Origin of the sequence: Paraburkholderia bryophila, from assembly GCF_013409255.1 — a bacterium.
GTDB lineage: Bacteria > Pseudomonadota > Gammaproteobacteria > Burkholderiales > Burkholderiaceae > Paraburkholderia.
The window spans coordinates 1,765,185-1,785,821 of the sequence record NZ_JACCAS010000001.1; the positions used below are offsets into that span (position 1 = coordinate 1,765,185).

Annotated in this window: 19 protein-coding genes; 11 read left to right on the forward strand and 8 right to left on the reverse strand. The window is 63.4% G+C overall.

Annotated features, from left to right (window positions below):
- Positions 1–51: 51 nt before the first annotated feature.
- The 3 genes from GGD40_RS07915 to GGD40_RS07925 all read right to left on the reverse strand — a co-directional run bounded on the left by GGD40_RS07915 (position 52) and on the right by GGD40_RS07925 (position 2,464).
- On the reverse strand, positions 52–1,452 hold the full coding sequence (locus GGD40_RS07915; RefSeq protein ID WP_179743294.1) for a sigma-54-dependent transcriptional regulator: 1,401 nt from the start codon (positions 1,450–1,452) through the stop codon (positions 52–54).
- A 375-nt stretch (positions 1,453–1,827) separates the two neighbouring features.
- A complete protein-coding gene (locus GGD40_RS07920) occupies positions 1,828–2,100 on the reverse strand; it encodes a hypothetical protein (RefSeq protein ID WP_179706127.1) in 273 nt (90 codons plus the stop codon).
- 46 nt (positions 2,101–2,146) lie between these two features.
- The gene (locus GGD40_RS07925; RefSeq protein ID WP_179708806.1) at positions 2,147–2,464 is read right to left on the reverse strand and encodes a DUF883 family protein; all 318 of its coding nucleotides are present in this window, start codon (positions 2,462–2,464) and stop codon (positions 2,147–2,149) included.
- Between the two features lie 388 nt (positions 2,465–2,852).
- On the opposite strand from GGD40_RS07925, the gene GGD40_RS07930 reads away from it, so the two are divergent.
- The 3 genes from GGD40_RS07930 to GGD40_RS07940 all read left to right on the forward strand — a co-directional run bounded on the left by GGD40_RS07930 (position 2,853) and on the right by GGD40_RS07940 (position 5,345).
- Positions 2,853–3,911, forward strand: a complete 1,059-nt coding sequence (locus GGD40_RS07930) for a sigma-54 interaction domain-containing protein (protein WP_179706129.1) — start codon at positions 2,853–2,855, stop codon at positions 3,909–3,911.
- A gap of 277 nt (positions 3,912–4,188) precedes the next feature.
- A complete protein-coding gene (locus GGD40_RS07935; RefSeq protein ID WP_179706131.1) occupies positions 4,189–4,767 on the forward strand; it encodes a hypothetical protein in 579 nt (192 codons plus the stop codon).
- Positions 4,719–5,345 carry a hypothetical protein gene (locus GGD40_RS07940; RefSeq protein ID WP_373565262.1) on the forward strand — a complete coding sequence of 209 codons (627 nt, stop codon included), beginning with the start codon at positions 4,719–4,721 and terminating at the stop codon, positions 5,343–5,345. Before GGD40_RS07935 ends, GGD40_RS07940 begins: the two co-directional genes overlap by 49 nt.
- A gap of 186 nt (positions 5,346–5,531) precedes the next feature.
- On the opposite strand, the gene GGD40_RS07945 is transcribed toward GGD40_RS07940, so the two are convergent.
- Together GGD40_RS07945 and GGD40_RS07950 are read right to left on the reverse strand one after the other, a co-directional pair.
- Positions 5,532–6,878 (reverse strand): ABC transporter ATP-binding protein, encoded by a 1,347-nt coding sequence (locus GGD40_RS07945; protein ID WP_035552249.1) that lies wholly within the window; start codon positions 6,876–6,878, stop codon positions 5,532–5,534.
- Between the two features lie 19 nt (positions 6,879–6,897).
- Positions 6,898–8,649, reverse strand: coding sequence for an ABC transporter permease (locus GGD40_RS07950; protein WP_179743295.1), 1,752 nt, complete (start codon positions 8,647–8,649; stop codon positions 6,898–6,900).
- Positions 8,650–9,310: 661 nt separating this feature from the next.
- Here GGD40_RS07950 and GGD40_RS07955 point away from each other — a divergent pair.
- Both GGD40_RS07955 and GGD40_RS07960 read left to right on the forward strand, forming a co-directional pair.
- Positions 9,311–11,002 (forward strand): sensor domain-containing diguanylate cyclase, encoded by a 1,692-nt coding sequence (locus GGD40_RS07955; protein ID WP_179743296.1) that lies wholly within the window; start codon positions 9,311–9,313, stop codon positions 11,000–11,002.
- A gap of 181 nt (positions 11,003–11,183) precedes the next feature.
- A complete protein-coding gene (locus GGD40_RS07960; RefSeq protein ID WP_179743297.1) occupies positions 11,184–11,450 on the forward strand; it encodes a hypothetical protein in 267 nt (88 codons plus the stop codon).
- 74 nt (positions 11,451–11,524) lie between these two features.
- Here the strand turns inward: GGD40_RS07960 and GGD40_RS07965 are convergent, their stop codons facing one another.
- Together GGD40_RS07965 and GGD40_RS07970 are read right to left on the reverse strand one after the other, a co-directional pair.
- Positions 11,525–12,841, reverse strand: a complete 1,317-nt coding sequence (locus tag GGD40_RS07965; protein WP_179743298.1) for an ATP-binding protein — start codon at positions 12,839–12,841, stop codon at positions 11,525–11,527.
- The gene (locus GGD40_RS07970; RefSeq protein ID WP_179706142.1) at positions 12,825–13,550 is read right to left on the reverse strand and encodes a response regulator; all 726 of its coding nucleotides are present in this window, start codon (positions 13,548–13,550) and stop codon (positions 12,825–12,827) included. The genes GGD40_RS07965 and GGD40_RS07970 overlap by 17 nt, the downstream gene beginning before the upstream one ends.
- 220 nt (positions 13,551–13,770) lie before the next feature.
- Here GGD40_RS07970 and GGD40_RS07975 point away from each other — a divergent pair, with 220 nt between their 5' ends.
- Positions 13,771–14,298, forward strand: coding sequence for a periplasmic heavy metal sensor (locus tag GGD40_RS07975; RefSeq protein ID WP_179706144.1), 528 nt, complete (start codon positions 13,771–13,773; stop codon positions 14,296–14,298).
- Between the two features lie 167 nt (positions 14,299–14,465).
- On the opposite strand, the gene GGD40_RS07980 is transcribed toward GGD40_RS07975, so the two are convergent.
- The gene (locus GGD40_RS07980) at positions 14,466–15,176 is read right to left on the reverse strand and encodes a pirin family protein (protein ID WP_179743299.1); all 711 of its coding nucleotides are present in this window, start codon (positions 15,174–15,176) and stop codon (positions 14,466–14,468) included.
- Positions 15,177–15,585: 409 nt separating this feature from the next.
- On the opposite strand from GGD40_RS07980, the gene GGD40_RS07985 reads away from it, so the two are divergent.
- The 5 genes from GGD40_RS07985 to GGD40_RS08005 all read left to right on the forward strand — a co-directional run bounded on the left by GGD40_RS07985 (position 15,586) and on the right by GGD40_RS08005 (position 20,539).
- The gene (locus GGD40_RS07985) at positions 15,586–16,362 is read left to right on the forward strand and encodes an ABC transporter substrate-binding protein (RefSeq protein ID WP_179706148.1); all 777 of its coding nucleotides are present in this window, start codon (positions 15,586–15,588) and stop codon (positions 16,360–16,362) included.
- A gap of 253 nt (positions 16,363–16,615) precedes the next feature.
- On the forward strand, positions 16,616–17,305 hold the full coding sequence (locus GGD40_RS07990) for an ABC transporter permease (protein WP_179706150.1): 690 nt from the start codon (positions 16,616–16,618) through the stop codon (positions 17,303–17,305).
- Positions 17,302–18,015, forward strand: coding sequence for an ABC transporter permease (locus tag GGD40_RS07995; RefSeq protein WP_179706152.1), 714 nt, complete (start codon positions 17,302–17,304; stop codon positions 18,013–18,015). Before GGD40_RS07990 ends, GGD40_RS07995 begins: the two co-directional genes overlap by 4 nt.
- A gap of 46 nt (positions 18,016–18,061) precedes the next feature.
- Positions 18,062–18,841 carry an ABC transporter ATP-binding protein gene (locus GGD40_RS08000; protein ID WP_179706154.1) on the forward strand — a complete coding sequence of 260 codons (780 nt, stop codon included), beginning with the start codon at positions 18,062–18,064 and terminating at the stop codon, positions 18,839–18,841.
- Between the two features lie 588 nt (positions 18,842–19,429).
- Entirely contained in the window at positions 19,430–20,539 is a 1,110-nt protein-coding gene (locus tag GGD40_RS08005) for a porin (RefSeq protein WP_179743300.1), read from the forward strand.
- Positions 20,540–20,637 lie beyond the last annotated feature (98 nt).

A 20,637-nucleotide genomic window follows, 5' to 3' on the forward strand; every position in this document is an offset into this window, starting at 1 on the left:
GCCGTCAGCGGCGCACTCCCGTAGGCTGATGAATGAGCGTGGCGTCCGCGCTTAAGCGCCCGCGCCGCCCAGCGCGCGCGATTCATCGGCGGCGTCGCCGTCGTCCCGCGCATCATTGCCGTACTCCACCAGACGGTTGTACAGCGTCTTCAAGCTGATGCCGAGAATCTCGGCGGCACGCGTCTTCACCCCGCCACATTGCTCGAGCGTAGCCAGAATCAGTTGACGATCCGCTTCGGCGAGCGACGTCCCAAACGGAATCGTGATCGCCGTGCCGGCCGCGGGCTTCGACAGCGTGATCTGCAGCGGCACCGTCGCGGTACTGTCCGAATCCGTGCCCGACATGATGTGCGCGCGCTGCACGTAATTCTTCAACTCACGCACATTGCCCGGCCACGGATACGACATCAGCATTTCCTTCACGGCGGCGGGGAAATGCTTCTTCGTGGCATGGCGCTCGTTGAGTTCGTCGAGGAACGCCTGCGCGAGCAACTCGACGTCTTTGCCGCGATCGCGCAATGGCGGCAGGCTGATCGGAAACACGTTCAGCCGGTGATACAGGTCGAGCCGCAGCTTGCCTTCCAGCACGGCCTGCTCCGGATCGCGGTTGGTGGCCGCGATCAGCCGCACGTCGGTTTCGATTTCCTTGGTCGTGCCGACCCGCATGAACATGCCGGTTTCGAGCACGCGCAGCAGCTTCACCTGCAACTCGATCGGCATCTCGGTGATTTCGTCGAGGAACAGCGTGCCGCCGTTCGCGCGCTCGAAATAGCCCTTGTGCTGACGGTCCGCGCCGGTGAACGAGCCGCGTTCGTGGCCGAACATTTCCGACTCGATCAGATTCGGCGAGATCGCGCCGCAGTTGACCGCGAGGAACGCGTGTTTGCGGCGCAAGCTCAGTTGGTGCAGCGTCTGCGCGGCGACTTCCTTGCCGGTGCCCGATTCGCCCACCAGCATGACCGAGGCCGCCGTCGGCGCGACCCGGCCGATCTGGTCGTAGACCTCCTGCATGGCCGGCGAATTGCCGAGCATCAGGCCGAACCGGCCCATGCGGCGCAGCTCGCCTCGCAAGGTGCCGATTTCCGCTTTCAGGTCGCCGGCGCGCGGCAGGCGCGACAAAATCGCCTTCACGCGCTGCATGTTGATCGGCTTGACCAGATAGTCGGTGGCGCCCATTTTCAGCGCGTTCACCGCCGACTCGACCGTCGCGTGACCGGTAATCACGATCACTTCCACGCCGGAGCGCGGGTCCAGATCTTCGAACAGATCGACCCCGAGGCCGTCGGGCAGCTTCAAGTCCGTAAAGACGACGTCCGGCATCTGCCGGACCAGTTGAATGCGCGCTTCGCGCAAATCGCCCGCGGTGGCGGTGGTCAGACCGTCTTCCCCGATGATGGCGGAAAGCGCCTCGCGGGTACTCGCGTCGTCGTCGACAATCAGTACATGTGGCATCGCGTCTCGAAAGGCTGCAAGCGTGAGTGGAGAAACATGCTGGGACGCATGTCCAAAAGCGGCTCGGCGGCGCTGCGCCCGGCAGCGACGCAGAGTGCTGCGACGTAAGCACACGCTAACTTCGCACACTCTGCCAAACCGGCAACTTGATTCAATACTGCAACAATTGGCGGCAAAAGTACGGAAAAGCCGCTGTCATTGTTGTTGATTTACCCATTATAAAGCTTTATCGAGACAGTTTAGCAAGGCGCACCTTGCACCTCCAGGTTGCACCATCGGGCAAAACGGTGCGCCTCGTCATCTCGCTGGCAAGCACGCTAAGCCCGTCTTCGCCGCTATCGATCTCGCCCTGTCCCTGCCCCGGCGGCGCGCGGCCTAACTACGCGGAAACGGCCAGGCGGCGTCGTGACCGTTCGGATGCGCCGCGCCGTTGGTGCCATGCGCACCATGCGTGTCCGGATTGGCCGCCGCCACCGTGGCGGCCGGCGCAACCGGCGCCGCGACAGCGCCGCCCTCGCCTTCCCAGCGGCTCAACTCACGCGCCGCCGGCCCCTGCGCGGCGCGGTTGCGCTGCTGCACGTAGCGAACCGCGAGAAAGCCGCCGAGCGCCATCAGCGCGCCGAAGATACCGATCTTGGGTCGTCCCATCGTGAACTCCTTATGGTCTTAAAGCGAACAGATAGCGTGCCGCGCCTTAGCGTGCCGCCAGCACGCCCAGCACGAAGCCTACGCCTGCGGCAATGCCAATCGAGCGCCACGGGTTATGCCGCACGTAGCGTTCGGTTTTGACGGTCGCCGTGCGATAACGCCGCTGGGCGTTCTGCTGCGCGTCGCCGAGCGCGGACTGCAGCGTCTCGACATGGGTGCCGAGTTTGTCGCGCAGCGCATCGACGCCCTCGCCCGGTACATTGGCGGCAAGCCGCAGCATCTCTTCCGAGTCCTTCAGCAGCACCCGCAGATCGTCGACAATCTTCTGCCCGCCGAGTGCAAGCTGTTGCGTGGTGTCAGTCATCATTCACTCCTGGTCTGAGTTCGGCGTTGGCGTGGTGTTTCCCGCTGTTTCCCGCTGCTTCCCGCTGATTCCCGCGCCTGTGCGGGCTGGCGAACGGCCAGCGCCACGCTCGCCCTGCTTCAATGGATGGTGCAAAAGCACACGCGTGTCGGGTACTAAGCGCAAACGCCGTGCCCGGTAACTTTGCCTGTACACGATGCATGCGAATCCGCGTCAGGCACTTTCGACCGAGCGTGCGCAAAGTGTTTTCGGCGACCGTCACATCGTTTGCCGGAAGCGGCGTCGAAGTGGTTAAATCGACCTTTGTGAGATATTGGCCGTCGCGGCCGATCTCGTTTCAGGCCTGCGCGCCGCAACAACGCAACTCTTTGCACAGGACTCCCCGTTTATGGCGTCAATCGATCTGGACTCGCCCGTCTCCGCCGGCGGCAATACTTCGGCACAGGCGAAGCAGCGCGTCGCGGACGGCATCGCGGGACTCAAATCGTACGGGCTGTTATACGGCTCGTCGCCGGTCATGCTCGATCTGTACGAGCAGATCGAACGCGTGGCCGGCACCGACGCGACCGCGCTGATCATCGGCGAATCCGGCACCGGCAAGGAGCTGATCGCCCGCACGATTCACGATCAAAGCAGCCGCAAGGACATGCCCTTTGTCGCCGTGAACTGCGGCGCGATTCCCGACGAGCTCATCGAAGCCGAACTGTTCGGTCATGAAAAAGGCAGCTTCACCGGTGCGGTGCAGGGCCGCGTCGGCTATTTCGAACACGCGAACGGCGGCACGCTGTTCCTCGACGAAATTACCGAAATGGCGCCGGTGCGCCAGGTCAAACTGCTGCGCGCACTCGAGACCGGCACGTTCTTCCGCGTCGGCGGCAACGACCTGATCAGCGGCAACGTGCGCGTGATCGCCGCGACCAATCGCGATCCGGCCGTGGCCGTGAAAGAGAACGGGCTGCGCGAAGATCTGATGTACCGCCTCGCGGTTTTCCCGTTGCGCGCGCCGCCGTTGCGCGAGCGCGAGAGCGATCGCGAACTGCTCGCCCAGCACTTTCTCGCGCTGCTCAACCAGCAGGAGTCGGCCAGCAAAAGCTTCAGCAAACGCTCGCTCGAAACACTGCGCACCTGGTCGTGGCCGGGCAATGTGCGCGAGCTGAAAAACGCGGTGTATCGCGCGTTCATTCTCGCGGAGAAGACGGTCGAATTGCCGCATCCGCATCTCGCGTCGCGCGTGAAAAAACCGGTGACGCAGGGCGATGCGATGAGCGTGTGGATCGGTACACCGCTCGCGGACGCGCAAAAACAGATCATTCTCGGCACGCTCAAATATTGCGGCGGCGACAAACGACGTGCGGCGAAAGCGCTCGGCGTGAGTCTCAAAACGCTGTACAACCGCTTGAGCGCCTACGGCGACGAAGGCGGCGCGGACGACGAAGTCGAGCAGTAGAAAATTCCGCCACGCGGCTTCCCGGCACACTGACAAGCACGTCGATAATCCCTTCGCACCGCCAATCAAACGGGTAACTGTCAATCAGAAACCCGTTTGAATCGCACCACTTTTTGCAATTGCTTGCACTTTCCCACTGCCAATTACAAATGGCATCCTGCAAAATGCGGCAGCACGTAGTGCCGCGTAGTTGTCGCATTGGGATGACGTGCCGCTCGCTCACCCGGCGCTATTCACGCGTGAAACGAAAGGCACTTGCAGGAGCAGAGACAGGGAAATGCAAAAAAGTATGGTGTGGGCCGAATGGGTAAAACAGACGGCCGGGCGTGGACGTTCCAATGCAACCGCGGTCGTTGCGCTGGCCGTAGCGATCTCGTCGGCGTTGAGCGGCTGTAGTTCGCTGTACTCGGAAGGCGCCGTGGCCGGCGCCGGTATTGGGGGCGCCGCGCTCGCGGCCAAAGTCACCAGCAATGCGGCGGTCGCCACCGGCATCGGTCTCGGCGCGGTCGCCGCGGCCAGAGCCGGCGTGCAGTATTCGGAGCGCGTGGTCCACACGAATACGCAGGACGGCATCGCCAAAATCGCCGGACCGCTCGACGTCGGCGCGGTCGCGCCGTGGAGCGTGACCCACTCGTTCCCGATCGAAGACGACGAACACGGCCGCGTGACCGTCAGCCGAGCGATCAGCGCGGGCGCGCTCGACTGCAAGGAAATCGTCTTCTCGGTCGACACTGCCGCCACCAAGAATGTGCCGGCCAGCAGCGCGTTTTATGTCGCGTCGATCTGTCGCGACGGCGACAACTGGAAATGGGCGTCGGCCGAGCCGGCTACCGAACGCTGGGGTGCGCTGCAATGACGGCGGGCTCGTCTGCGGCTTCTTCAGCCGCCGCCGGGGGCACACGTCGCCCGTTGCGCGCCGTGCTCTCAGGTCACCCATTGCGGCTCGTGCTGGCCGGCGCAGTGTGCGTCGGCGCGGCGCTGTTGACGAGCGGCTGCTCGTCGGTCGGCGCGGCGAGCGGCGCGGCCGCCGGGGTCGCGTCGGGTCTGGTGACGTCGAACCCCGCGATCGGTATCGGCGTCGGCATCGCGGTGCAAGCCGCCACCGACGAAGCCGTCGGCCGCTATATGCGCAACATGCACGAAGACCAGCAGAACCTGATCGCCGCGCTCGCGGGGGCGATGCCGGTCGGCGAAACACGGCCGTGGGCGATCAAACACACGCTGCCCATCGAGAACGGCCACGGCCAGGTGCGCGTGACGCGCGCATTCGGCTCGGCGCTCGCGCTGTGCAAGGAGTTCGTGTTCTCGGTGCAGGACGGCGAGGGTGCCAAAGCGCACGAGGACTGGTATACGGCCAGCGCGTGTCAGCAGGATAAGGGCTGGAAGTGGGCGTCGGCGGAACCGGCGGTCGAGCGTTGGGGCAATCTGCAATAAGCCTTCGGGCTACGCAGTCGGCGCTACGCATTCAGCGGCAAGCCGTCGGCAACAAACGCGCGGCACCAGGCGCTTGGCGCCAGGCACGCCGCATCAAGCACACGGCAATAAAAAAACGGCAGGGTCTCCCCTGCCGTTTTTGCTTGCTGCGTCCTGGCGATTCGAACTGCGCCGCCTTAGCCGCGCTTAAGACTCCACGTCTTCCAGACTGAAGATTTCGGTCTGGTCGTTATACGAGAAGATCTCGCCATAACGGCCCCAGTTGATGACTGCGTCGAGCGTCTCTTCCGCCGCGCTGTCCGACAGAAAATCCTCCAGCTCCTGCTCGAAGCGCACCCGCGGCGCGCGATGCCCCGGCCGTTCGTTCAACACCTTCTTGATCCGCGCGGCGAGCGGCACGTGCCGCAACAGATGCTCGGCGAACATCATCTTCCGTTCCTGTGTACCGAACTCGGAGAACACCCGTGCCGGCGGCGTCAGGAAAATGTCGCCTTCGCGCACGTCGGCGAAACCGAGGTGTTGCAGCACTTCGGCCACCGGGAACAGATCGTCGACCTCCAGATGCAGTGAACGGGCGATTTCCGGCATGTCGGCGCGGCCGTGGTACGGCGCGGCAGCCAGCGTTTCGATCAAACCGGCCATCAGGTTGGTCGAAACGTGCGGCAGCCAGCTATGCAACTCGAGGCCCTTCTTGGTCTTTTCGTCGGTCTGACGCGCGGTCATCTTCGCGTAGATCTCGTCGACGAGGCGGCGGAACGCCGGATCCAGGCGGTTGCGCGGGTGCTTGAACGGCACCTTGATCTCGGCGATCACGCGGCCCGGATTCGACGACAGCACCAGAATCCGATCGCACATGAACACCGCTTCTTCGATGTTGTGCGTGACGATCAGCACCGCCTTGATCGGCATGCGGCCTTGCGTCCACAGATCGAGCAGGTCGGTACGCAGCGTTTCGGCGGTCAGCACGTCGAGCGCGGAGAAAGGCTCGTCCATCAGCAGCAGCGTGGGGTCGACCACCAGCGCGCGGGCAAAGCCGACGCGCTGACGCATGCCGCCCGACAACTCGCGCGGATAAGCGTTTTCGAAGCCGTCCAGACCGATCAGATCGATCGCGGCCAGCGCGCGGGTGCGCCGCTCGCTCGCGCCGACGCCTTGCGCCTCGAGACCCGCTTCCACGTTCTGCAGCACGGTCAGCCACGGGAACAGCGCGAAGGTCTGAAACACCATCGCAATGCCGCGCGCGGGACCGCTGAGCGGCTTGCCCAGATACGTGACTTCGCCGTCGGTCGGTTCGATCAAACCGGCGATGATGCGCAACAGCGTCGACTTGCCCGAGCCCGAACGGCCCAGCAACCCGACGATCTCGCCTTCGCGCAGCGACAGATTCGCGTCGTCGAGGACGAGCAGCTCGCCCTGCGACTTGTTGAACCCGCGGCACACGTCCTTGACGCGCAGGATCTCTTCGCCGAGGCGCGGCGGCATCGGCGGAGTCTGGATCGGCGCGGCGGTCATAGCAGCTTTAGGATTTTGCATCGCGTTTAGCCTTTATTACTTAATCGAGCCGGAGCTTGGCTTCGGCATAGGCGTACATCGGACGCCACAGCAGGCGGTTGAACAGAGTCACGAACAGGGACATCACGGCGATGCCCATAATGATCTTCGGATAGTCGCCGGCCGCCGTGGTTTGCGCGATGTAGGCGCCCAGGCCGTGCGCGGCGACCTTGGTGTCGCCCCACTGCACGAATTCCGCGACGATACTCGCATTCCACGCGCCGCCCGACGCGGTGATCGCACCGGTCACGTAGTACGGGAAGATGCCCGGCAGCATGATCTGACGCCACCATTGCCAGCCGCGAATCTGGAAGTTCTTGGCGGCTTCGCGGTAATCGTTCGGGTACGAACTGGCGCCGGCAATCACGTTGAACAGGATATACCACTGCGTGCCGAGCACGATCAGCGGCGACAGCCAGATGTCCGGGTTCAGGTGAAAGCGCACGATCACGATCACGAACACCGGGAACAGCAGGTTGGCCGGGAACGCGGCGAGGAACTGCGCAAGCGGCTGGATCTTCTCAGCCAGCGCCGGACGCAGTCCGATCAGAATCCCAATCGGCACCCAGATCACCGAGGCGATCGCGATCAGCAGAATCACCCGCAACAGCGTGATGAGCCCGAGGATAAACACGTGGCCGACCTCGTCGAGCGAGACGCCGGTACGCACGTAAGTGAACACGCGATACACCACGTACACCGTGGCGACCAGCACCAGCGCGGCCCAGAGCATGTCGCCGAAACGCGAACTCTTCTGGCTGCGCGGAATCGCGAAGCTCGGCGCACGGAACGCCGGCAGGCTGAAATTCACCCGCGCGGCTTTCGCGAACATCCAGCCGAGCGGCACCAGCAGACGGTGAATCAGATGCGTGCGGCGGATCAGGTCAAGCAGCCACGACTCCGGCGCGTCGCCCGAGCTGGTGTTTTCCATGCGGAACTTGTCGGCCCACGCGACCAGCGGACGGAACAGGAACTGGTCGTACGCGAGAATCACGACCGTCATGGCGAGAATCACCCAGCCGATCGCGTGCAGGTTTTTGTCGGAGATCGCCTGTGCGAGAAACGCGCCGATACCCGGCAGCGTGATCGTGTTATTGCCGACGGTGATCGCTTCCGAAGCGACCACGAAGAACCAGCCGCCCGACATCGACATCATCATGTTCCAGATGAGGCCGGGCATCGAGAACGGCACTTCGAGCTTCCAGAAGCGTTGCCACGAGGTCAGATGGAAGCCGCGCGACACTTCGTCCAGATCGCGCGGCACCGTGCGCAGCGACTGATAGAAGCTGAACGTCATGTTCCACGCCTGGCTCGTGAAGATCGCGAAGATCGCCGCCAGTTCGGCGCCGAGCACGCGGCCTGGAAACAGCGCGAGAAAGAAGGTGACCGTAAACGAAATGTAGCCCAGCACCGGCACCGACTGCAGGATGTCGAGAATCGGCACCAGCACCAGACCGGCGCGCCGGCTCTTGGCCGCCAGCGTGCCGTACACGAGCGTGAACAGCAGCGACGCGACCATCGCTGCGAGCATGCGCAACGTGGTGCGCATGGCATATTCAGGCAGGTTCGACGGGTCGAGCGAGATAGCCTGGGTCTTGAGCGTCGATATCGGCGCCAGCGTTTCGTGGAAACCGATCGCCGCCATCGCGATGATGCAGATGATCAGCGGAAACGCGACGAAGTCCCAGCGGTTGGGCAACACCCGCCATGCGGACGCATTGGCGGTGCGCTTCAGGTTGAAGCTGAAATCCATCAGAGACCCTCCCCGTTGATGAAAGCGAAACGTGCGAAGGAGGCCGAGGCAGGCGCGCGACGGTCTGAAGATCGGTCCGGAAAGCGGAAATCAGGCATGGCAAAAACGCGTGGGCGCGGTAAATCGTTAGCGTTGGAGACACGTGGGCCGGTGACGGCCGTGTCCGTGGACGAGCCGTCCCGGACCGCAACCATCGAGCCGGACTCCTGTCGCCGCAGGCGCCGCCCGAAGGCTGGCGGGCTTTCCTTGTTTTGGACGGCACGACACTACACCATCCTATGTTTCAGGCACAACCTTTCGCGCTAAATAGCAATATCTCGCTGCGAACGTCTGATTCAAGCCTGGCCGGGTTTCAAGTCGGGCTTAATCCAGTCGTCAGCTTCGCGTGCGGAAAACCCGCACGACCATCAAGAAACGGGCTGGACTGCCGTTATCAACCTGATCGCCGCGACACACCGTTTGCATTCCCGCAATAACGGTGGCGTCAGGCCCCATGACGGTTAAAATCAGGAGACGACGCACCGGCCGGAGCTCTGTCCGGCCACCACGCCGGGACACGGCAGCGGCGCATCGCAAGCCGCTTCCACGGAAGCCGAACAGCGCCAGCGCGCTGCCACGAACGAGCTAGTTGCATGTCACAGCCAGACGGATCAGAGGGTCGATGAACAGGACAACCTTGCGCCAGGCAACCGGACCGATCAGCTTCGCGCTGATCGTACTGGTTTGCTGGTTCGTGGCCGGCATGGTCGCGGACCGGATGGTACAGCAAGAGCTGGACGCGGCCCTGCACGCGCAGCGGCAGATGTCCACGTCGATCGTCGACAACATGGCGGAAGTGATTGCCAGCGACCTTGCGATGTCGCGGGCCATTCCCGCCACCATGGCCGAAATGGACGTCGTCCAGCACGCGCTGGTGCAATCCCAGAATTATGCCGCGAACGGCGCAGCGGCGGAACCCGCCCTGCACGCCGCACTGTTAAAAGACGCACGCATGAGCGCCGTGAGCGAGTTCCTGCACGACGCGCAAGGCTTCTCCGGGCTCGACCAGATCTGGCTCGTCAACGCCAACGGCATCTGCGTCGCCTCGAGCAACTCCATCAGCAATCCGCAGGCGGCGCAGCAGTCGTTCGTCGGGATCGACATGCGCGAGCGCGGCTATCTGGCCAACGCACTGCTTGGGGCTTTTGCCGAAGCCTATGGCGTCGGCCGGGCGAGCGGCGAGCCGGGCATCTTCATCGCCGCGCCGGTTTATGCCGATGGCCTGCTGGTCGGCGTGGTGGTCGCCAAGGTCGGGATCGCGCGGCTGCGCCACTGGGTCGCGCATGCCGGCACCTTCGTCGCCGATGAAAACGGCGTCATCATCATGGCGCACAACAGCGCGCTCGAAGGCCACGCGCTGCCGAATTCGCACGTCATGCAGATGAGCGACGCCGACCGCAGGATCGTCTACCGCCGCGAGGCATTCACCGATATCAGCATTCAGGTCGACGGCCAGGTGCGCGACCAGGCGCCGTGGGTGCCCGCGTCGATCGCCGGGCAGTTGTTCGGTATGAGCGAGCGGCCGGTGCCGTCCCTGTATCAGGCCCGCACCGGATTGAATTCGGGGCTCTCGGCGCATCTGGTCGATCCGCTGGCGGCCTGGCCCGAACTGTTGCGCAATCACAAGCGCGATCACTTACTGGTGTTCCTGACGCTGGCCGGCACAGTCGCGCTGGCTTGGGTGATCACCGTGTCGTATGTGCGCGAGCGGCGCCACCATCGCGCCACGCGCGACCTCGCCGAGCAGTTGCAGTCGGCCAATACGCTGCTGTCGGCCGAGGCGCGCCACGACGCGCTGACCGGGGCGCTGTCGCGGCGCTACTTCCTCGACCTGCTGCGCCACGAGATCGAGCGCGCGCATGCCAACAACGAGCCGCTGTGCATGGCGATCGCCGACCTCGATCACTTCAAGCAGATCAACGACCGCTTCGGCCACGCCGCCGGCGACCGCGCGCTCGAACATTTCGTCGACACCTGCCGCGCCGAACTACGCGGCTCCGATGCGATCGGCCGGCTGGGTGGCGAAGAGTTCGGCCTGCTGCTGCCGGCTACCGATCTGGCCGGCGGCCGTGAAGTGGTCGAGCGTTTGCGGTTGCGGCTAAAGGCCATACCTTCGCCGAAGTTGCCGGCTTCGGTGGGTTTGAGCGTGAGCATCGGCATTACCGAACTGTCGCCCGACGACCTGCCCGAGCGGATCATGAGCCGCGCGGACACCGCGCTCTACGCGGCCAAATCGGGCGGCCGCGATCGTACCGAAGCGTTGCCGCCCGACGACACCGCGCCGCCCACGCGTACCGTGGCCAACGTCTGGTGAGCATGGCGCCACGCTTGCCACCGTGGCTTCGCTGCACACGCTGCCGGCACGCGTAGCGAAGCGCGCCTCGATGCAGCGCCACTGACGCAACGCAAGTCCCTCGCTCGTGGCTCCCGTAATGAAGCAGGTATGATCGACCCTGATATCTAGGTTGCCGCTACCGCTTTAACGGGAGATTCGCATGAAGGGAAATTTGGTCATCGTCTGTCGGGATCAGGATGCGCACGCATTCGATCATCTGCTGGCTGAATACGGCGCGTTCCAGACGCGCCTGTCGTCGACCGCGTGGTATCTGAAGCTGGAGGTTGCGCCGGAACTGATTCAGGAGGAGATCCTGGCGCGGCTCGGCAAATACACCACGCACTATATTTTCGAAGCCGAAACGGTGACGTGGAATACGGTGGACAGCGACGCGGCCAATGCGCTGAACACGCTGTTCTCGGACTAGCGTGCTGGCTTGGCGTATTGAACTTGAGAACCAGAGAAGTGAGCGGCCGCGAATGAGCGGCCGCACGCAGCAAATTACCAGACGCTTTCCGAGATCGCCGCGATTCGCGGCACCGCCTCAAACGGGAAGCTCATCAACACGCGCAAACCACGGCCGCCGTGGTTGCCGAGCTCCCACTCCCCGCCTGCCCGCCGCACCAGCCGCTCGACGATCGCGAGCCCCAGCCCGCTATGACCGTTGCCGCCGCGTGCCGGATCGAGCCGCACGAACGGCCGGCTGGCATTGATCAGATCTTGCGCGGCGATACCGCCGCCGCTGTCGCTGACCGTCAGCGTATAGCCCTGCGCGGTGCGCGCGGTGGCGACGACGATCGGCGGCGCGCCATACGCGTGTGCGTTATCGAGCAGGTTCGACAGAATCCGGTCGAGCGTGGCGGCCGGCAGCAGGAACGCCGACCCCGCATGCAACTCGGTCTGCACGGCGGGCGTACCGCCGGCCACCGCGCGATAGCTGCGCACCACCCGCTCGCATTGCGCGTCGACTTCGACGGCTTCGCTGCGATCGGCGCCGTCGTGTGCGAACACCAGGAATTGCTCGACGATATGCGTCATCGAATCGACGTCGCGGACCACGCCGTCGCGCATCTTCACTTCTTCCATCATTTCGGCGCGCAGTCGCAGACGCGCCAGCGGCGTCTTGAGGTCGTGCGCGACGCCGGCCAGCATCACCGCGCGATCGTTTTCCGTACGCGCCACTTCCTGCACCATCTGATTGAAACCGTGAGTCAGTTGCCGCAACTCCCGCGGACCACGCTCCGGCACCGGCGGCACGGGCAAGCCGCGGCCGAAACGCGCCACGGCCTGAGCCAGCGAACGCAACGGACGTTGCAGTGCCCACGCGGCGAACAGCGCCGCCATCACGGCAAACGAGAAAATGATGGCGAGCCACAGCATGGTGCGGTCGAGCGAGCGCGGCGGACGCAACGGCTGCACCGGCACGACGATCCAGTTGGCGTCCGACGCGCCGCGCACCCACAGCGCGGGCGGCCGGCCCGGCTCGCCGACGCGCACCTGGGTGCCGGGCGGCATGCGGTCGCGCGCATCTTCGATAAAGCGTTCGAGCGGCGCCGGCAAGTTGGTTCGCTCCGCCGGCACGTCCGGGCTAGACGGGTCGACCAGCTTGACGCGGGACGGCAACGGCTGGTCCGGCGAATGCTCGACGTGCTGACGCACCGCGTCGACGAGGAACGTGGCTTCTTCCACCGCGTAGCGCGTTTGCAATTGGCTGCGCTCCAGGCGCATCAGCGCGAACCACGCGAAATGCGACAGGAGCAGAACCGCGACGACTAGCAGCGCCAGCCGTCCGAAGAGCGAATCAATGGGCCGGCGCATGCTGTTCGCCATCCGGCACGAACACGTAACCACGGCCGCGCACCGTTTGAATGAAGCGCGGCGTGGACGGATCGGTTTCGAGAATGCGACGCAGACGCCACACCTGCACGTCGATGCCACGGTCGGTGCCGTCGTATTCCGGACCGTGCAGCAGTTCGAGCAGGCGTTCGCGTGTCAGCGTGCGCATGGGGTGATTGACAAAAATCTTCAGCAGCGCGAATTCGCTGCCGGACAGCGTGAGCGGCTTGTCTTCCAGATTCAGCGTGCGCGACTGGAAGTCGAGCGTGAAGCGGCCGAAGTTGAACGGTTCGCGCTGTTCCGGCGCAGCCGCCGACGGCAACGTGCGCCGCCGCCGCAGCACGGCCTGCACGCGCGCCAGCAACTCGCGCGGGTTGAACGGCTTGCCGAGGTAGTCGTCGGCGCCGAGTTCCAGACCGACGATCCGGTCGACGTCGTCCGCACGCGCGGTGAGCATGATCACGGGAATGTCGTCGCCCGACGCGCGCAGCTTGCGCAGCGCCGTCAAACCGTCGACGCCCGGCATCATCAGATCGAGCACGATCAGGTCCGGACGCTCGCGTTCGAGCCTGCGCTCGAGCGAGCCCGCGTCGTGCAGCACCGAGACTTCGATGCCCTGACGGGCCAGATAGTCGCGCAGCAGATCACGCAATTCGACGTCGTCGTCGACAACCAGTATTTGAGTAGCCATGGGATGGAGTTTAACGCGCAGCTGAAAGGGTTTTCGTTTCCGGACGGCCTTCAAGGGTTACCGGTTGTTACGGTGAAAGCCACCCGTAATGACCCGTAATAGCCGAATCAAGCCACGTAACACAGCGCGCGACGCAGTTCTCTACGCTGTGTCTTACCGAATGCAGGCCGTCCACGTTTATCGGTTGCATCGTCGGCTATTCCATTACAAGGAGCCTTACATGTCCACCAAAAAGATGTCGCGCGTTCTCGCCGTTGCCGCCACTGCTCTCGCCATCGGCGCGGGCGCGGCCTATGCCGCCCAACCCGCCGGTCACGGCGGCCCCGGCGGCTGGCACGGCGGTTTCATGAAGCAACTCACGCAGTTGCACGACCAGTTGAAGCTCAACGCGGATCAGGAAAAGCAGTGGCAAGCCGCACTCAACACGATGAAGCAGAACCATGAGGCAATGCGCGCCAACCACGAGCAGATCAAGGATCAGTTCAAGGCCGCGCAGCAACAGCCGATCCTGGATCTGAACGCAATGTCCGCCGCGCATCAGCAGGTCGAGCAGAAAGACGCGCAACTGCGTCAGCAAACCTCCGACGCGTGGCTGTCGTTCTACAACGGCCTGAACGATCAGCAGAAGACCACCGTCAGCACGGCGCTGAAGCAGCGTTTTGCCAAGATGGAAGCGCGTCACGACAAGATGCGCGAGCGTTGGGAACATCACAAGGGCGCAGCGTCGGCGCCGGCTGCGAATCAGTAATGAGCCGCAGTGTAGGCGGAAGGTGGCGGCTGCGGCTGCCTTCCGGATGCAAAAACGCCACGGAAATTTTCCCGTGGCGTTTTTGTTTGGTGGGGCGCGCCGCCCTTCGGTTCAGGCGCGACGGCGTTCAAGCGCCCAACGAAGCAGACGCTCGAGCGCCAGACTCATCACCCGTTCAGCGGCCCGAGATCGAACAGCAGCACTTCAGCGTCTTCGCCCTTCTCCAGCGTCACCGTGTCGACCTCGCTGAGCTTGGCCGCGTCGCCCGCATGGAGCGCTTCGCCGTTCACCGTCAGCGCGCCGCGCGCTACATGCACATACGCGAGACGCCCCGCCGGCAACGTCAGCGTAGCGTGTTCCGCACCGTCGATCAGCGCCGCGTAGATCGAGGCGTCCGCGTGGATCGTCACCGAGCCGTCGCGGCCGTCGGGTGACGCGACGACGCGCAGACGGCCGCGCTTGTCGGCATCGACGAAACGTTTTTCCTCGTAGCTGGGGACGTCGCCCGTGCGTTGCGGAATCACCCAGATCTGCAACAGATGCGCCTCGTCCTCCGGCGACGCGTTGTACTCGCTGTGCTGCACGCCCGTGCCGGCGCTCATGCGCTGCACGTCGCCCGGACGGATGGTCGAGCCGTTGCCCATGCTGTCGCGGTGCGCCAGCGCGCCGTCCAGCACATACGTGACGATTTCCATATCGCGATGGCTATGCGTGCCGAAGCCCTGGCCACCGGCGATGCGGTCTTCGTTGATGACCCGCAACGGCCCGAAATGCACGTGTTGCGAATCGCGATAGTCGGCGAAAGAGAAGCTGTGATATGAGTCGAGCCAGCCGTGGTTGGCGTGGCCGCGTTCTTCGGAACGGCGGATCTCGATCATGGAAGGACTCCCGGTGAGTAATTGGCGATGCTCTCAATGTAGGGGCGCACGGCGCGCTACACAATCGGCACGGCCGCACCGGATCGTTCCACAAATCCATGCAATCGAAGCCCGCGGGGGCATGCGCCGCACTGGCGCCGCGTCCCTGTTCGGGTAAAATACCGCCCTTTTCAAGCCACGTGGGCGCCGAAGGCACGCCGGCCGGGCCTGACAGCCGGGTCGCAAGAACACGCCAACCCGCGCCACGCCGCAGCGGCTCTGCCGCCCCGTCTGAAAACGCAGCCCGCGAAGCGATCTCCGATCCCGCGCGGCGCGACAATTTTGACCGCCTAGAATAGCGACGGCCGGCCACGAGCCGGCGTTCGTCGAGATCGAAGCACCACGACGATCAGTTTGATCCAGGAGAAACATGAAGAAGTTCGCACTGTGCGTGGCGCTTGCGGTCATGGCCACCAGCGCGATGGCGAAGGAATGGAAGACCGTGCGCATCGGGGTCGACGCCAGCTATCCACCGTTCGAATCGGTGGCGCCGAGCGGCCAGGTCGTCGGCTTCGACGCCGATCTGACGCATGCGCTGTGCGCACGGATGAACGTCAAGTGCGTGTGGATCCAGCAAGATCTCGACGGCATCATTCCGGCGTTGAAGGGCAAGAAATACGATGCGATCGTGTCGTCGCTGACCGTCACGGACAAGCGTCGCGAGCAGATCGACTTCTCCGACAAGCTGTTCGACGCGCCGGCCCGGATGATCGCCAAAGCCGGCTCGCCGCTGCTGCCGACGCCCGAATCGCTGAAGGGCAAACGCATCGGCGTCGAACAGGGTTCGACTCAGGAAGCGTACGCCAAAGCGTGGTGGGAACCCAAAGGCGTGACCGTGGTGCCCTATCAGAACCAGGATCAGGTTTACGCCGACCTCGCGTCGGGCCGCCTCGACGCAACGCTGCAAGACGAAATCCAGGCCGACGCGGGCTTCCTCAAGACGCCGCGCGGCAAAGGCTTTGGCTGGGCCGGCCCGGACGTGAAGGACCCGAAGACGATCGGCGAAGGCACGGCCATCGGCCTGCGCAAGGAAGATACCGATCTGAAGGCGATGTTCAACAAGGCACTGGCGCAGGTTCACCAGGACGGCACGTTCAGGAAGCTGGAGAAGCAGTACTTCGACGTCGATATTTATCCTGGGCGCTGAGCTGGGCGCTTCGTAATACAGTCGGCAGTCGTCAAGCAGTAGAAGTCGCGTCACCCGCAGTAGCTTCACAGGCAGTGTCACCACGAGAGTCGAAAAGCGCGCTGCACGTCCGGCAACGGCCATGCAGTCATGATTTGCACAGCGGTGCGCTGTGCGCCGCCGGTCGCGGCGAGCCTCGGGCTCGCGGCAAACGCGGTGCGGAGCTGGCCGCGTCTTTCACGGTGTGTCACAGGCACATCGTCGAGGACCCCCTATGTACCTTCAAGGCTACGGCCCGCTGCTTCTTAACGGCACCTGGCAAACCGTCAAACTGGCGGTGTTGTCGCTGGCGTTCGCTTTTGTGCTGGGCCTGCTCGGCGCGGCGGCGAAACTGTCCAAGAACCGTTTCTCTCAGGGCGCTGGCACCGTCTACACGACGCTCGTGCGCGGCGTGCCCGATCTGGTGCTGATGCTGCTGCTGTTCTATAGCATCCAGATCTGGCTGAACAACCTGACCGACCTGCTCGGCTGGGATCAGATCGATATCGATCCGTTCGTGGCCGGCGTCGCGGTGCTCGGCTTCATTTACGGCGCGTACTTCACCGAAACCTTCCGCGGCGCGTTTCTCGCGGTGCCGCGCGGCCAGCTCGAAGCGGGCGCGGCCTACGGCATGACCGGCTGGCAGGTGTTCACGCGCGTCATGTTCCCGCAGATGATGCGTTTCGCGCTGCCCGGCATCGGCAATAACTGGCAGGTGATGGTCAAGGCCACGGCGCTGGTGTCGATCATCGGTCTCGCCGACGTCGTCAAGGCGTCGCAGGACGCCGGCAAGGGCACGCTGCGGTTCTTCTTCTTCACCCTGCTCGCAGGGGCGATCTATCTCGTCATCACCACAGTGTCCAACTTCGTGCTGATGTACCTCGAAAAGCGTTACTCGACCGGCGTACGAAAGGCGGATCTATGATCGAGATCATTCAGGAATACTGGCGCAACTATCTCTATACCGACGGCTACCGCCTCACCGGCGTGGCGATCACGTTGTGGCTGCTGGTGGTGTCGATCGGGCTCGGTTTCTGCCTGTCGATTCCGCTCGCGGTAGCGCGCGTGTCGAAGAAGAAATGGCTGCGCGGCATGGTTTGGCTCTATACGTACGTGTTCCGCGGCACACCGTTGTACGTGCAACTACTGCTCTGCTACACCGGCTTGTATAGCCTCGAGATCGTGCGGAGTCACGAACTCACCAACGCGTTCTTCCGCGACGGCATGCATTGCACGCTGCTCGCCTTCACGCTGAACACCTGCGCGTACACCACCGAGATTTTCGCCGGCGCGATCAAGGCGACGCCGTACGGCGAGATCGAAGCGGCGCGCGCGTACGGCATGTCGTCGTTCACGCTGTACCGGCGCGTGATTCTGCCGTCGGCGCTGCGCCGCGCGCTGCCGTACTACAGCAACGAAGTGATCCTGATGCTGCACGCCACCACCGTCGCCTTCACCGCGACCGTGCCGGACATCCTCAAGATCGCGCGCGACGTGAACTCCGCGACCTATCAGTCGTTCAACGCGTTCGGCCTCGCCGCCCTGCTCTATCTGTGCATTTCTTTCGCGCTCGTGTGGCTGTTCCGCCGCGCCGAGCGCCGCTGGCTCGCGTACCTGCGGCCGCAAGGCAAGTAACCCGGGGCACCGCGCCCTCAGCCAGCCAGCACGCTCAAGGATCCTGATGAACACCAAGAAGCAGAAGCTCTTCGTCGACGAGCTTCACAAACAGTACGGCGACAACGAAGTCCTCAAGGGCGTGTCGCTGAAGGCCAATGCCGGCGACGTGATCAGCGTGATCGGTTCGTCCGGTTCGGGCAAGAGCACGATGCTCCGCTGCATCAACTTTCTCGAACAACCGAACTCGGGCCGCATCTTCGTCGACGGCGAAGAAGTACGCACGAAGCTCGACAAGAACGGCGCGCTGCGCGTGTCCGACCCGAAGCAGTTGCAGCGCGTGCGGACCCGTCTGTCGATGGTGTTCCAGCACTTCAACCTGTGGTCGCACATGAACGTGCTCGAGAACATCGTCGAAGCGCCGATCAACGTGCTGGGCCTGAAGCGCAAGGAAGCCGAAGAACGCGCCCGCGAGTATCTGGAGAAAGTGGGCCTCGCGCCGCGTCTCGAGAAACAGTACCCGTCGCATCTGTCGGGCGGCCAGCAGCAGCGCGTGGCGATCGCGCGGGCATTGGCCATGCAGCCCGACGTGATGCTGTTCGACGAACCGACCTCCGCGCTCGATCCCGAACTGGTCGGCGAAGTACTCAAGGTCATGCAGACGCTCGCCGAGGAAGGCCGCACGATGATCGTCGTGACGCACGAAATGGCGTTCGCCCGCAACGTCTCGAATCACGTGATGTTCCTGCACCAGGGACGCGTGGAAGAAGAAGGCCATCCGGACGAGGTGTTCAAAAACACCCGCAGCGAACGCCTCAAACAGTTCCTGTCCGGCAGCCTCAAATAAACACCGTCGAATAGCCCATCATTTGGGCTGTAGTCAAAGTAGCATTACAGGGCGCTTACGAGCGCCCTTTTTGCTTCGCTGAACTGCGTATTCGGGCCATTTTGGCCGCGAAAACTTGCCCTCTGCCTGTCCTCCGCCCCATCTTTCCGCCCTACTCTGCTGCTTTTCAAGCGTCAATAGTGGCAATCCTTAACGTTGCTGCCGCCGATCCGTGATTCCCTTATCACGCAAGGGTTTCCACCTTTTTCGAAGCTGTTGCAAACGGTCATTGCGCACATTCTTATTGCAATTTGGAGACATCGGTCAGGGCAGGTACTAATTTCTTCTCCCAGTGAAGTGTATTTTTGATAAATTAGTAACCAAAGTAGCAAAACAAAGTTGATTAAAAGTAGTTTCACTTCAAAGCACAGAGGAGAACCGGTCGGCGAGGGATCGGCATGACGACCAGATAGCCCCAGGCTACACGTCACGGCAGGAGACCCAATCCACCCGCCAATCTCCCTGGTACCGATTTCTGTTCGGCGCATTTGCGTCCGAACACCATTCGCAGTACTGGGTTTCACTATTTGACAGGGTATGGAGGAGAAGATGAAGAAAGCTTTGCTCGCCGCGGCGCTGATGTCGGCCGGTGTTATTGCGCACGCCCAAAGCAGCGTTACGCTGTACGGCCGCCTGGATGCAGGTCTGGAGTACATGAGCGGCCTGTCGAACGGCAATGGCGGATCGACGAACCGTTTCAAGGCAGAAAGCGGCGACTGGGGTACCAGCCTGTGGGGTATGAAGGGCGTTGAGGACATCGGTGGCGGCAACAAGGTGCTGTTCCAGTTGGAAGGCTCCTTCAACACCATGAACGGCACGGGCCCTGGCGGTGGCGGTCTCTTCAATCGTTGGGCAACGGTCGGCCTGTCGAACGACGCGTACGGTACCTTCACGATGGGCCGTATGCTGTACATCTCCAACGGCGTGTGGGACTTCGACCCGTTCGGTCAATCGAACTGGTCGTCGGCGTCGCTGGTGCGTGGCCGCAACTGGCCGCAATCGAGCAACAACTTCGCATACCAGTCGCCGAAGATCGCTGGCTTTGACTTCTACGGTCAATACGCACTGTCGAACGCCACGAGCTGGAACGGTAACAACACGACGGCCCAAGGTCGCGAAGCCGGTGCACAGGTCACGTACACGTCCTCGCTGTTCCAGTTGCGCGGCATGTACGACGAAATCCGCAACCCGGCCAACGGCGGTCTCGCCGACCCGTTCAACTTCTCGCGTGAATACACGGGCGCAGCCAACGTTTTCCTCGGCCAGTTCAAGGTTCAGGCCGCGTTCCAGGCAGTGCGCACGGCGGGTGCCAACGGCACCGCGTACGGCACGCCGACCACCCTCAATCACGAATGGGGTGGCGTGACGTGGCAAGCTACGCCGGCCGCTGCGCTTATCGGTGCGGTCTATCACGTGAACGCCAACAACGGCGGTGGCAACGCAACGATCTACACGGTGGGCGGTTCGTACAACCTGTCCAAGCGGACGCTGCTGGACATCCAGGTCGCGACCGTGCGTAACAGCAAGACCGCCAACTTCGGTCTCGAAGCGAACGCGGCAGGTGCTGGCGGCGCGACGACGGGTGGTGGCTTCAACGACAACCCGCTGCCGGGTCACCAACAGTCGGGCGTGTACGCAGGTATTCAACACTCGTTCTAAGCGAACGATAGCCCCGGGGGACTTTCTCCGGGGCAGAGTCAGACAGTCTTCAAGAGAATCTTTTTCACGCTGCTGCGAGAGGCGCGTATCGGTGCGAT